This window comes from Photobacterium salinisoli (genome assembly GCF_003614885.1).
GTDB classification, from domain to species: Bacteria; Pseudomonadota; Gammaproteobacteria; order Enterobacterales; family Vibrionaceae; genus Photobacterium; species Photobacterium salinisoli.
In genome coordinates, this window is the sequence record NZ_QZMS01000011.1 from 1,337,235 (window position 1) to 1,349,453 (window position 12,219).

The 12,219-nt window shown below is 52.6% G+C and carries 10 protein-coding genes; 4 read left to right on the top strand and 6 right to left on the bottom strand.

Going from position 1 to position 12,219, the window contains the following annotated elements; all coding sequences use genetic code 11:
* The first annotated feature begins 189 nt into the window (after positions 1–189).
* Positions 190–465 (top strand): hypothetical protein, encoded by a 276-nt coding sequence (locus tag D6M16_RS17320; protein ID WP_120513049.1) that lies wholly within the window; start codon positions 190–192, stop codon positions 463–465.
* 63 nt (positions 466–528) lie between these two features.
* Here D6M16_RS17320 and D6M16_RS17325 read toward each other — a convergent pair whose 3' ends face one another.
* The 6 genes from D6M16_RS17325 to D6M16_RS17350 form a co-directional block, all read right to left on the bottom strand.
* Entirely contained in the window at positions 529–1,467 is a 939-nt protein-coding gene (locus tag D6M16_RS17325) for a hydroxymethylglutaryl-CoA lyase (RefSeq protein ID WP_120513050.1), read from the bottom strand.
* A 3-nt stretch (positions 1,468–1,470) separates the two neighbouring features.
* On the bottom strand, positions 1,471–3,681 hold the full coding sequence (locus tag D6M16_RS17330; protein WP_276131411.1) for an ATP-binding protein: 2,211 nt from the start codon (positions 3,679–3,681) through the stop codon (positions 1,471–1,473).
* A complete protein-coding gene (locus D6M16_RS17335) occupies positions 3,674–4,600 on the bottom strand; it encodes an enoyl-CoA hydratase-related protein (protein WP_120513052.1) in 927 nt (308 codons plus the stop codon). Before D6M16_RS17335 ends, D6M16_RS17330 begins: the two co-directional genes overlap by 8 nt.
* A 25-nt stretch (positions 4,601–4,625) precedes the next feature.
* On the bottom strand, positions 4,626–6,233 hold the full coding sequence (locus D6M16_RS17340; RefSeq protein ID WP_120513053.1) for a carboxyl transferase domain-containing protein: 1,608 nt from the start codon (positions 6,231–6,233) through the stop codon (positions 4,626–4,628).
* A 51-nt stretch (positions 6,234–6,284) separates the two neighbouring features.
* Positions 6,285–7,454: an isovaleryl-CoA dehydrogenase gene (locus D6M16_RS17345; RefSeq protein WP_120513054.1), complete on the bottom strand. Its 1,170-nt coding sequence runs from the start codon at positions 7,452–7,454 to the stop codon at positions 6,285–6,287.
* A gap of 95 nt (positions 7,455–7,549) precedes the next feature.
* Positions 7,550–7,930: a MerR family transcriptional regulator gene (locus D6M16_RS17350; RefSeq protein ID WP_120513241.1), complete on the bottom strand. Its 381-nt coding sequence runs from the start codon at positions 7,928–7,930 to the stop codon at positions 7,550–7,552.
* Between the two features lie 212 nt (positions 7,931–8,142).
* Here D6M16_RS17350 and D6M16_RS17355 point away from each other — a divergent pair, with 212 nt between their 5' ends.
* Genes D6M16_RS17355 through D6M16_RS17365 form a run of 3 tightly spaced genes read left to right on the top strand, consistent with a single transcriptional unit; the run spans position 8,143 to position 12,157 of the window.
* Positions 8,143–9,423: a thiolase family protein gene (locus D6M16_RS17355; RefSeq protein WP_120513055.1), complete on the top strand. Its 1,281-nt coding sequence runs from the start codon at positions 8,143–8,145 to the stop codon at positions 9,421–9,423.
* A gap of 58 nt (positions 9,424–9,481) precedes the next feature.
* Positions 9,482–10,978, top strand: a complete 1,497-nt coding sequence (locus tag D6M16_RS17360) for a CoA-acylating methylmalonate-semialdehyde dehydrogenase (RefSeq protein ID WP_120513056.1) — start codon at positions 9,482–9,484, stop codon at positions 10,976–10,978.
* A gap of 24 nt (positions 10,979–11,002) precedes the next feature.
* Positions 11,003–12,157, top strand: a complete 1,155-nt coding sequence (locus tag D6M16_RS17365; protein WP_120513057.1) for an acyl-CoA dehydrogenase family protein — start codon at positions 11,003–11,005, stop codon at positions 12,155–12,157.
* Positions 12,158–12,219: the final 62 nt, after the last annotated feature.

Below are 12,219 nucleotides of genomic sequence, written 5' to 3' on the forward strand. Positions count from 1 at the left end.
ATTAGCATATAGGCGGATAGTCATGACTGGAGGAAAACGCTTTTGCAGCGGTGAGTTATCGCAAATAGGAATGATTTGCGACAATTTTGCCCTTCAAACGGCAACTTTATTGTCACAGAACTGGGCTACACTGATCAGGATTAGAAAATCTGTACAAGTCTGTATAGGTTATTGGTGGTGAGGTGTAAGATGGATATGTCAGATTTTGATGGAATCAAACGTGATATCTCACTAAAAGTAGAACATATTTTCGAAGTCTACGAAAAAGAACATTATTGTATGCCGACGATGGAAGAATTTCGGACCATGTTCAATGAGCATATTGATCAGTATGTCGGGCCTGAGGATTCGCTGAAAGGTGCCGGATTGAACATGTCATCGGATACTAAGCAACGACGTGAGCAAAAGGTATGGCGAGTGGTGAATGAGCTGGAAGCTGAACAGCGATATTTACGTTCTGACTGACTTGCCTTCACCGGAGTAAAAAGCATGGCCAGCCATTGGGTTGGTCATGCTTTTTAATATTTATCAGTAATTTATATCAGCCTTGCCCGCTAACAGTGCCAATGCGGTATTGGAAGCAGGAGATTTACCCAACTGCCTGCAAATGAATTCGCCTGCCTGAGACAGCTTCATGAGATCAACCCCTGTCGATATACCAGATTGTTCACAAAGGTAAACCACATCTTCAGTGGCCACATTACCGCTTGCTCCCGGCGCATAAGGGCAACCGCCAAGCCCGGCAACACTGGCATCCACAGTACTGATCCCCATTAAAAGCGCCTGATAAATATTCGCCAGAGCCTGTCCCCAGGTGTTATGACAATGCACTGCCAGTGCATCGGCAGGGATATGGGAGAGGCAGGCGTCCAGCATACGCGCAAAACGAAGTGGCGTGGCTTTGCCGATGGTATCGCCCAGTGAGACTTCATAACAGCCCATCTGGTAGAGCAGCCTGGCGACACTGGCAACTTGCTCTGGCGTTGTCTGCCCGTCGTAAGGACAATCGGTGACGCAGGAAAGATAACCGCGAACACGGAGATTGCGTTGTTTGGCTTTCAGTAACACAGGCTCGAACCGAACCAGGCTTTGGGCAATGCTGCAATTAATGTTTTTCTGGCTGAAGCCTTCGGATGCTGAGGCGAAAATGGCAATTTCGTCGGCTCCGGCAGCAATGGCGAGATCAACACCTTTGGTATTGGGGGTCAGGGCTGAATACACAATGCCCGGCATTCGGTGAATGCGCTGGAATACCTCTGCAGAGTCGGCCATCTGCGGCACCCATTTCGGCGAGACGAACGCGCCGGATTCAATGTGCGTCAACCCGGTTGCTGACAGCATATCAATGAGCTGAATTTTGTCGCTGAGACTGACATTGGCTTCATTCTGAAGACCGTCTCTCGGGCCGACCTCGACGATTTTCACCCGACTCGGCAGATCGCTGGTGGCAGGAATAAAGGCTGTCATTCGTTACACACTCTGCTTTGAATCGGCGGAATCTGTGGCCGGGCTGAGCTGAACCAGCTCCTGACCATGCTGTACCTGATCACCTGCACCCGCTAATACGGATAACACCTGCCCCTGATGGGGAGCACGGACTGTGTATTCCATCTTCATGGCTTCAATTACAACTAGGCCCTGATCTTTTTCTACCCTGTCTCCCTGCTGACACAGTATTTCAACCACTATGCCATTTAACGGCGCCGTCGGGCTGTCTTTAACGGCAGACTCATGCGGACCAAAGCTTGGGCGAAGCTGATAAACGTACTGTTCTTGTTCAGTAAAGGCCAATACACTCTGTGCAGCATGATCGAACACCAGACGTATATGTTCGTGTTTCCCTTCGACCTCAAGCGTGATGTCCGTGACATGCTGATCCGTTTTTGTCGCCAGCAAGCGCAGTGACAGCGGGGATAACACAAGTGCTTTATTACCGGCATGCCGCGATGGGTCGGCTGAATATCGGGTAAGCAATAACTGATTGCGATCGTCTTTATCTGCGGTGAAACGGAAGGTGTTTGCCGTCAATTCAGCATCATACAGAGTGATCAGGTGTTGTGCAGCCTGGTTAAGCCGCCAGCCGGACGTCTGATCCGTTTCGTTTTGCAGCAGGCACAGACTGGCAGCGCTGAGCACCAGATTACGGGATAACTGATAGTCAGCGCCGTCCGGTGTTTGTACCCCGATAACGCTGGGAGCCGCTGGCTGCAGGGAATCTTGATAACGTTCGATGAAATGTGTGGTCAGTTCACCCCGGGTAAAAGACGGGTGCGCCAGAATCCGCTGCAGGTATTGGAGATTGGTGGCAACACCGCCTACCTGGTACTGAGACAAAGCACACTGTAACTGATGGATAGCAGAAGCCCTGTTATCTCCCCATGCAATCACTTTAGCCAGCATTGGGTCGTAATAGGTGGTGACAGTGTCACCTTGTGTGATGCCACTGTCGATCCGTGAGCCGACTGCCTGCGCCTTGCCGGCAGAAAATGCGCCAGAATCCGGTTCGCTGAGAAAGTGAATCAGGCCAGAGGCCGGCAGGAACCCGTGCTGTGTATCTTCAGCATAGAGCCTGGCTTCCACGGCATGCCCCTGATGCCGGATCTCAGATTGAGTAAGTGGTAAGGGCCTGCCTTCAGCAACCCGGAGCTGCCATTGCACTAGATCCTGACCCGTGATCATTTCAGTTACCGGATGCTCAACCTGCAACCGGGTGTTCATTTCCATGAAGAAATAGGAGTCTTGCCGGGCGTCATACAGAAATTCGACAGTACCGGCGCCGACATAGTCGATGGCCTGTGCGGCCTGAACAGCCGCTTCGCCCATTTGCTGGCGAAGTGAGTCGCTGAGGCCAGGGGCTGGTGCTTCTTCAATAATTTTCTGGTGGCGTCGCTGGACAGAGCAATCACGATCCGAGAGATAAACACAGTGGCCGTGCTGATCAGCAAAAATCTGGACTTCGATATGACGGGGTTCGGTCAGGTATTTTTCTAATAATAACCTGTCATCACCAAAAGCGGATTTTGCTTCCCGTTTCGCCGACAGGACAGCCTCGGCGAGATCGCTCTGCTGACGCACGATTTTCATCCCTTTGCCACCACCACCCAGCGCCGGTTTGAGGATGACAGGAAAACCTATGCGCGTCGCCTCGGCAGTTAAATTTTCAAGGCTGTCGTCATCGCCATGGTATCCGGGTAGCAAGGGGACGCCAGCCGATTCCATGATGGTTTTAGCATCTGATTTTGAGCTCATGGCCGCCATGGCATCCGGGCCGGGGCCGACAAAGATAATGCCATGCTGGTGACAGGCTCTGGCAAAAGCCACATTTTCCGAGAGAAAGCCGTAGCCCGGATGAACAGCGTCAGCCTGGCTGACGGATGCGGCTTTGATCAGTTTATCGATGGCCAGATAAGAATCCAGAGCAGGGGATGGTCCGATATACAGTGCCTCGTCCGCCATCCTGACATGTTTGGCATGGCGATCAGCATCAGAATAGACAGCGATAGTGGTTATACCCATTAACTTGGCGGAGTGAATCACCCGACAAGCAATTTCTCCCCGATTGGCAATCAGCAAGCGACGGATAGGTGTCAGTGAATTGCCCATTTCGCGTATCCTTGTGTGTTGAGGGGCAAGAGCAGGATGCTCAGAAACGGGTTGCCGCAAGTCCTCTGGTTTACTCATTGTGGTCTCCTTGCCCAGCCGTATTGTTTTTCACCCAGGATGGACGACGCTTGTCAAAAAAAGCGTTCAGTCCTTCCTGTCCCTGAGGGGAAACCCGGATATCGGCGATCATTTCACTGGTTTGTCGGATAAGGACCGCATCAATTGGCCGCTGTTCGCAAAGTTTACACAGGTTTTTGACCTGACTCATCGCGGCCGGACTGTTCGCCAGTAAGCGGTCTAGAGTAAGTTGCAGCAGGTTTTCCAAGGTTTCAGCGCCGGTAGGGTTATCAGTGTTTGCGCTTCTGTCATCGGCACTATTGCCACTGATCTCATGAAGTATGCCAAGCTGACGCGCCGTGACAGCATTGATGGGTTCAGCAGTCAGCATCAAGCGTCTGGCCTGCCGTTGTCCTATGGTACGGCAGACATAAGGGCCAATGGTTGCCGGGATGAGCCCGAGTTTCACTTCACTGAGGGAAAAGCGCGCATCCTCAGTGCCCAGGGCAATATCGCAGCAGCAGATCAGGCCCAGTGCACCGCCAAAAGCCGATCCCTGCACAACGGCTATGGTCGGATGGGGAAAGGTATCCAGCTCATTCATTAAAAAGGCCAGTGCCTGCGCGTCATTCAGATTTTCATGGCGTCTTTTCCGGGCCATGGCTTTCATCCAGTGCAGATCAGCACCGGCCGAAAAATGTTTGCCTTCCGCTCGTAACACGAGTGCGGATACCTCAGCACGGCTTGCCAATTGCTGCAGATAATGCCGAATTGCCGCAATCAGCTGATCATCAAAGGCGTTCGCTTTATCCGGACGGTTCAGTGTGAGTGTGGCAACTCCCTGACGGCTGATGGTGCAGAGCACAGGGTCACTGGCTGTCGCATGGAGAATTTCTGCGGTATCGCTGTATTGAAATACAGGGGTAATCTTAGAAGTCATGATCCATCCTTACAGTCGTCAGCTGTTACATCCGGAATATGCCAAATTGTGTGCTTTCGACAGGCGCATTGGCTGCCGCTTGCAACGCGATGCCAAGTACGTCGCGGGTTTGCACGGGATCGATGATGCCATCATCCCATAAGCGGGCACTGGCAAAATACGGCGATCCTTCTTTTTCATACCGTGCTTTTATCGGGGCTTTGAAGGCCTCTTCCTCTTCCGCCGACCAGGTTTCGCCATGGCGCTGTTTGTTATCCCGCGTGACCTGAGCCAGAACACCGGCTGCCTGATCACCGCCCATCACAGATATCCGCGCGTTTGGCCACATCCAGATCATGGTGGGATCGTAAGCACGGCCGCACATGCCATAATTACCCGCGCCGTAGGAACCGCCGATGATGACAGTGAATTTCGGAACATTGGCACAGGCAACCGCCATCACCATTTTTGCACCATGTTTGGCGATCCCCTCTGCTTCATATTTCTTCCCGACCATAAACCCAGTGATGTTTTGCAGAAATAACAAAGGGATATTGCGCTGGCTGCACAGCTGGATAAAGTGTGCTCCTTTTTGCGCGGACTCGGAAAACAGAATGCCGTTGTTGGCAACAATACCGATGGGATATCCGTGTAAACGTGCAAAGCCGCAAACCAGGGTGTCGCCGTACAGGGCTTTGAATTCATCAAAATCAGACCCGTCAACCAGACGGGCAATGACTTCACGGACATCAATTTGTTTGCGCAGATCTGTGCCGACAATGCCGTAGAGCTCGCTGGCAGGATACCGAGGAGGCAGCACAGAATCTGCTTGCTCCGCCAGTGACACAGGGCGGTGGCAACTGGTGACAGCCTGTCTGGCTAAAGCCAGTGCGTGATGCTCATCATCGGCGTAATAATCAGCAACGCCGGATGTTTTACAGTGCACATCGGCACCCCCCAGTGCTTCCGCGCTGACATCTTCACCGGTTGCGGCTTTGACTAACGGAGGACCGGCCAGAAAAATGGTACCCTGATTTTTCACCATAATAGCGACATCGGCCATGGCAGGCACATAAGCACCTCCTGCCGTACATAAGCCTAGGACGATGGCAATTTGCGGGATCCCCTTGGCCGACATTCGGGCTTGATTGAAGAAGATGCGTCCGAAGTGCTCTTTATCCGGAAAGACGTCAGCCTGATGGGGAAGGTTAGCACCGCCTGAGTCCACCAGATACAGACAGGGTAAATGACAACGTTCAGCAATTTCCTGTGCCCGTAAATGCTTTTTCACCGTCATCGGGTAATAGGTGCCTCCTTTGACGCTCGGATCGTTGGCGATGATCATCACATCAGTGTCTGACACGCGACCTATACCCGCGACAACGCCCGCACAGGGTATGGCCTCTTCATAGACTTCCCAGGCCGCAAACTGGCCAATTTCAAGAAAAGGGCTGCCTGAATCAAGCAAAATGTCGATACGTTCTCTGACAGGAAGCTTGCCTTTTTTGCGTTGCTTCGACTGCGCGTCCTGACCGCCGCCCTGCAACTGAAGGGCAAGGCGAGTGTGGAGTTCATCCACCAGCTCAGCCATGGCCTGCTGGTTGTGCTGAAACTGTGAGTCATGTGTCTGAATATGACTGTCTAAGATTGCCATGATGCCGTGTCCCTGTTGACTGTGTTCTGTTAATCGCCTTCAAAATCCTGTTTAACGGCTTTGCTCAAATAACTCCCGGCCGATCAGCATGCGGCGAATTTCCGATGTACCTGCACCAATTTCATACAGCTTGGCGTCCCGCAGCAGGCGGCCGGTTGGAAATTCGTTGATATAGCCGTTTCCGCCCAGCAGCTGGATGGCATCCAGCGCCATCTGGGTGGCCAGTTCGGCGCAGTAAAGAATGACGCCTGCGGCATCCTGACGAGTGGTTTCACCGCGATCACAGGCTGCAGCCACTGTGTAAACATAGGCACGGGCGGCGTTCATCCTTGTATACATATCCGCTATTTTGGCTTGTACCAGCTGGAATTCCCCGATGGGCGTTCCGAACTGTTTTCTGTCGTGGATATAGGGCAGACAGACATCCAGACAGGCCCGCATAATACCCAACGGTCCGGCTGCCAGAACCACCCGCTCATAGTCCAGCCCGCTCATCAGTACTTCTACGCCTTTATTCTCCGGTCCTAACAGGTTTTCAGCCGGCACTTCGCAGTCGGTAAACACCAGTTCGCAGGTGTTGGAACCGCGCATACCTAATTTGTCGAGTTTCTGGGCGCGGGAAAAACCGGGGAAGTCTCGTTCGATGATAAAGGCGCTGATACCTTTCGACCCCGCCTGAGGGGTTGTTTTTGCGTACACGACAAAGGTATGGGCATCCGGACCATTGGTGATCCACATCTTGTTGCCGTTCAGAATGTAGAGATCGTCTTTTTTATCTGCCCTGAGCTGCATGCTGACCACATCGGAACCGGCATTGGCTTCACTCATTGCCAGAGCGCCGATCTGTTCACCACTGATGAGACCGGGCAGATATTTTTCTTTTTGAGCCTGGGTGCCATTGCGGAAAATCTGATTCACACACAGGTTGGAATGCGCACCGTAGCTCAGCCCGACAGAGGCAGAAGCCCTGCTGATTTCTTCCATGGCGACCACATGCGCCAGATAGCCCATACCGGCACCGCCAAATTCTTCACTGACAGTCACCCCCAGCAAACCCATCTTACCCAGCGCCGTCCATAAGTGAGACGGAAACTGATTGTCTTTGTCAATTTGTTCTGCAATAGGGGCAATAGCATCGGCGGCAAAGTGGTTTACGTGATCGCGTAACATATCCAGTGTTTCGCCGAGGCCGAAGTTGAGCGGGGTAAACAGGTCTTTCATAGGATCTCCCTTAATCCGGTGACCGGACTGGTCCTGAGAAACGGCTGTATTCTCAACAAGATGTTGTCATACTCAGTTGGCGGATCGCCAACAGGTTATTTTTCTTTCGTTTTACCGTTCAGTGCCAGCTTACATCTGCTTTTTGCTGCATTAAGTTCTTCCATCACGACTTTGATGTCATCTAACTGGCGTTGAAGTTTGAGCTGTTTTTCGTCGATCATTGTGATCATTTGCCGCAATTGACCGTCACTCTGGTTGGTATCGTACAGGTCAAACAATTCACGGATTTCGGCCAGCGAAAACCCTAACCGTTTTCCCCGCAAGATTAATTTCAGCCGTGTTTTATCCCGCCGTTGATAGATACGAATGGCGCCTTCTCTGTCTGGCTGTAGCAGCCCCACATCTTCGTAAAAACGAATGCTGCGGGTGGTGATACCAAACTCTTTGGCAAGTTCACTGATCTTATAGGTGTTCACCACGCTGCTGTCCTCTCGTTGCGGATTAAGCGGGACTGAATAACCGACTGTCACAGAGTGGAGTCAGAACGCTGGCCAGGCCGGCATCATGGCAACAAATCTGTACGCCTATCAACCAAATAGAAGTGACGTTGTTGTTCTTTTGTTTCTTAACGTTTACGTAAATGTTAGTGCTATGCTTACGTAAACGTCAAGAAAAGTGGAGCCGGGTAATGGAAACCACCACCAAGACAGCCGCACCCCAGGACGGCAAGTCTCTGCAGCCTGAAAAGGAAGTCTGGATAGTCTCTGCCAAGCGAACCCCGTTAGGGAGCTTTCAGGGGCAGTTTTCTGCTTTGCCAGCAACGACATTAGGTGCCTATGCGATTAAAGGCACGCTCGAAAGTATTGGCATTTTTGCCGATGAATTAGCGCCAGAACAGCCTGATGGGCTGAAGATTGATGAAGTGCTGATGGGTTGCGTACTGCCGGCCGGCTGTGGTCAGGCACCGGCCCGTCAGGCGGCATTGAATGCCGGTTTACCTATTTCGACCGGCTGCGTGACGGTGAATAAAGTGTGCGGATCCGGAATGAAAACCGTGATGCTGGCTGCGGATATGATCCGTGCAGGCAGTATCCATACTGCGGTGGCCGGTGGTATGGAAAGCATGACCAACGCCCCGTATCTTCTCAGGCAGGCCAGGGGCGGCTTTCGCCTTGGGCACCAGACAACGGAAGACCACATTTTTCTGGATGGATTGCAGGATGCTTACGAAGGTGAGCTGATGGGCGTGTATGCGCAGCAGATTGCGGATGAGCTGCAATTCAGCCGCGAAGACATGGATGACTGGGCCGCGATGTCTGTTGAGCGAGCGCGCCTGGCAATAGAACATGGCTGGTTTGATCAGGAAACCTGTCCCGTCGTAGTGGCTGATCGTCGGGGAGAGCATCTGGTAAAAACGGATGAGCACCCCAATGAAGTGGATCCGGCCAAGATCCCGCAGCTTAAACCGGTTTTTGCCAAAGACGGGACAGTGACAGCCGCCAATTCCAGCTCCATTGCCGATGGTGCAGCCGCGTTGCTGATGATGGACAGTGAAACTGCCCGTCACCATGGTTTATCGCCCATCGCGATCATTCGCGGTCAGACAACCCATGCTCGCCTGCCGTCTGAATTTACCCTGGCACCGGTCAACGCTATCCGTCAGTTACTGGATCACCTGAGCTGGTCAGTCGATGAGGTTGATCTGTGGGAAATTAATGAAGCGTTTGCGGTCGTGACGCAAATTGCGGTGCGAGAACTGCATTTAAATGCTGACAAGGTCAATATTCATGGTGGTGCTTGTGCACTGGGCCATCCGATAGGGGCCAGTGGCGCCCGTATCATCGTCAGCCTGATACATGCCCTTCGTCGCAAACAGCAGGAAGACGGATCCGTCTGTAAAGGCATTGCCTCCTTGTGTATTGGTGGCGGAGAAGCCACTGCGATCGCTATCGAATTACCGGCTCAGTAATATTCGTGTCTGGCGGTGATTACGCCAGCAATGGAAAGACAGGTGAGAGGACGTGAAAATGATTGAGAAAGTACCTCTGTTTATTGAAGGAAAATTTTGCCAGTCGCAGTCAGATGAATGGATTGATGTGACCAACCCCGCGACCAACGAGGTGATCGCTCATCTGCCTTGCGCACTGACATCCGAGATCGATAAAGCCATCGCCAGTGCCAAAGCCACCTTTGATAAATGGAAAAAGGTGCCCGTACCTGAACGGGCCAGGCTGATGCTGAGTTACCAGCAACTGCTCAAAGCACACCATGATGAACTGGCCTGTTTGCTCTCCAGTGAAACCGGCAAAATTCTGGCCGACGCCAAAGGGGATGTCTGGCGCGGAATTGAAGTGGTTGAACAGGCAGCAAACATAGCCAGCCTGATGATGGGTGAAACCACTGAAAACGTCGCCTCTAACATCGACACTTACTCTCTTATCCAGCCACTGGGTGTTTGCAGCGGTATCACGCCGTTCAATTTCCCGGCCATGATCCCGTTGTGGATGTTCCCGCTGGCTATTGCTGCCGGTAACACTTTTATCCTTAAACCTTCCGATCAGGTGCCTCTGACCTCTGTCAGGCTGGCGGAATTGTTCGAACAGGCCGGCGCACCTCCCGGTGTGCTGCAGGTCGTACATGGCCGCAAAGCTCAGGTGGATCATCTGCTGGAACATCCGGATATTCGTACTGTGTCTTTTGTCGGCTCAGTGCCGGTCGCCCGCTATATCTATCAGACCGGCACTCACAACCTGAAACGGGTTCAGGCGTTCGCGGGTGCGAAGAACCATCTGGTTGTCATGCCTGATGCGAACAAAGAACAGGTGATCAATAATCTGGTGGGGGCGTCCGTCGGGGCGGCCGGTCAACGTTGTATGGCAATTTCGGTTGCCGTGTTTGTTGACGGCGCAAAAGCCTGGATACCCGAACTGAAAGAAGCCATGGCAGCCATGAAGCCCGGCGGCTGGGATGAAGAAGATGCCGCATACGGCCCGCTAATTAGCGCGGAAGCCAAAACACGGGTACTGCGACTGATTCAGGAAGGCAAAGCGCAAGGGGCGGTGTGTGAACTGGATGGCAGTGAATGCACGGTGAAAGATTACCCGAACGGTAACTGGGTTGGGCCGACGCTATTCAGTGGCGTCACTCCTGAGATGAGCATTTACCGCGAGGAGATTTTTGGCCCTGTACTGGTATGCGTAGAGGCCGGATCGCTTGAAGAAGCCATTGCGCTCATCAACAACAACCCTTACGGAAACGGCACGTCTATCTTCACCGCAAACGGCGCGGCGGCGCGCAAGTTTCAGCATGAGATTCAGGTCGGTCAGGTGGGTATCAATGTACCGATTCCTGTGCCATTGCCCTTTTTCTCATTCACTGGCTGGCGTGGCAGTTTCTACGGTGACTTACATGCTTATGGCAAGCAGGCCGTCCGTTTTTACACTGAGACCAAAACAGTGACAGCGCGTTGGTTTGATGACGACATCCCGAAAGGGCCCAACCTGACCATAAATATGGATCATTGATGACTACCTGTGCCGGAGTAAGTGATGGATTTTGAACTCAATGAAGATCAGCGTGCCTTTGAAGACGCTGCGCGTCAGTTTGCCAGGGAGCAGTTATTACCTATGGCTGCCAATTGGGACGAAACGTCTACCTTCCCAAAGGATGTGTTACGTCAGGCCGGTGAAATGGGATTTCTCAGCCTGTATACACCACCTGAACAAGGCGGCATGGGGCTGAATCGGCTGGATGCCTCAGTTATTTTTGAGCAATTAGCCATGGGCTGCACCTCGACCACAGCGTTTATGACGATACACAATATGGTGAGCTGGATGGTTGCCACTTTCGCGACAGAGCAGGCCAGATCTGAATGCTGCCCGAAATTAAGTACCGGAGAGTGGCTCGGATCTTACTGTCTGACTGAAGCTAACGCGGGTTCTGATGCGGCATCGCTCACGACCAAAGCGGTGCGTCAAGGGGATCACTATGAGATTTCCGGCGCGAAAGCCTTTATTTCCGGTGCCGGAGAGACGGACTTGCTAATTGTCATGGCCCGAACTGGAGAAGCCGGGCCTGACGGTATTTCGGCGTTCATTGTGCCAGCCGGTGCTGAGGGGATCAGCTATGGCCGGAAGGAGCCTAAGCTGGGATGGCACAGCCAGCCAACACGCGCGGTGACATTCGATAAAGTCCGGATTCCTGCCCATTACCTGTTAGGGGAAGAAGGTCAGGGATTTAAATTCGCCATGAAAGGCCTGGATGGCGGCCGGATTAACATTGCCACCTGTTCTGTGGGTACCGCACAGCAGGCGCTGAATCTGGCTCGCCAGTACATGACAGAGCGCAAACAGTTTGGCAAACCGCTGGCACATTTTCAGGCCCTGCAATTCAAACTGGCTGATATGGCGACAGAGCTGGTGGCGGCGCGTCAGCTGGTGCGATATGCCGCCAGCAAGCTGGATCGCGGCGATCCAGAAGCTACGGCCTATTGCGCCATGGCAAAACGCTTTGCAACCGATGTGGGATTTGCCGTTTGTGATCAGGCACTGCAGCTCTATGGTGGCTATGGCTATATTCAGGAATATCCGATTGAGCGCCATTTTCGCGATGTGCGGGTACACCAGATTCTGGAAGGAACCAATGAAATCATGCGTTTGATCATCGCGCGTCGGTTGCTTAACGAAGATACTGCACTGCTTTGAATTACTGTGCTCAGTCCGCAGGCATAAAATGCACGCAAGCTACCTTAATACAGAGTTTGCAA

What these genes read in the sequence shown, in the direction of transcription:
- D6M16_RS17330 (WP_276131411.1), bottom strand. Translation starts at nt 3,681, where the DNA reads ATGAGTAAACCAGAGGACTTGCGGCAACCCGTTTCTGAGCATCCTGCT.
- D6M16_RS17325 (WP_120513050.1), bottom strand. Translation starts at nt 1,467, where the DNA reads ATGACAGCCTTTATTCCTGCCACCAGCGATCTGCCGAGTCGGGTGAAA.
- D6M16_RS17355 (WP_120513055.1), top strand. Translation starts at nt 8,143, where the DNA reads ATGGAAACCACCACCAAGACAGCCGCACCCCAGGACGGCAAGTCTCTG.
- D6M16_RS17345 (WP_120513054.1), bottom strand. Translation starts at nt 7,454, where the DNA reads ATGAAAGACCTGTTTACCCCGCTCAACTTCGGCCTCGGCGAAACACTG.
- D6M16_RS17335 (WP_120513052.1), bottom strand. Translation starts at nt 4,600, where the DNA reads ATGACTTCTAAGATTACCCCTGTATTTCAATACAGCGATACCGCAGAA.
- D6M16_RS17320 (WP_120513049.1), top strand. Translation starts at nt 190, where the DNA reads ATGGATATGTCAGATTTTGATGGAATCAAACGTGATATCTCACTAAAA.
- D6M16_RS17340 (WP_120513053.1), bottom strand. Translation starts at nt 6,233, where the DNA reads ATGGCAATCTTAGACAGTCATATTCAGACACATGACTCACAGTTTCAG.
- D6M16_RS17360 (WP_120513056.1), top strand. Translation starts at nt 9,482, where the DNA reads ATGATTGAGAAAGTACCTCTGTTTATTGAAGGAAAATTTTGCCAGTCG.
- D6M16_RS17365 (WP_120513057.1), top strand. Translation starts at nt 11,003, where the DNA reads ATGGATTTTGAACTCAATGAAGATCAGCGTGCCTTTGAAGACGCTGCG.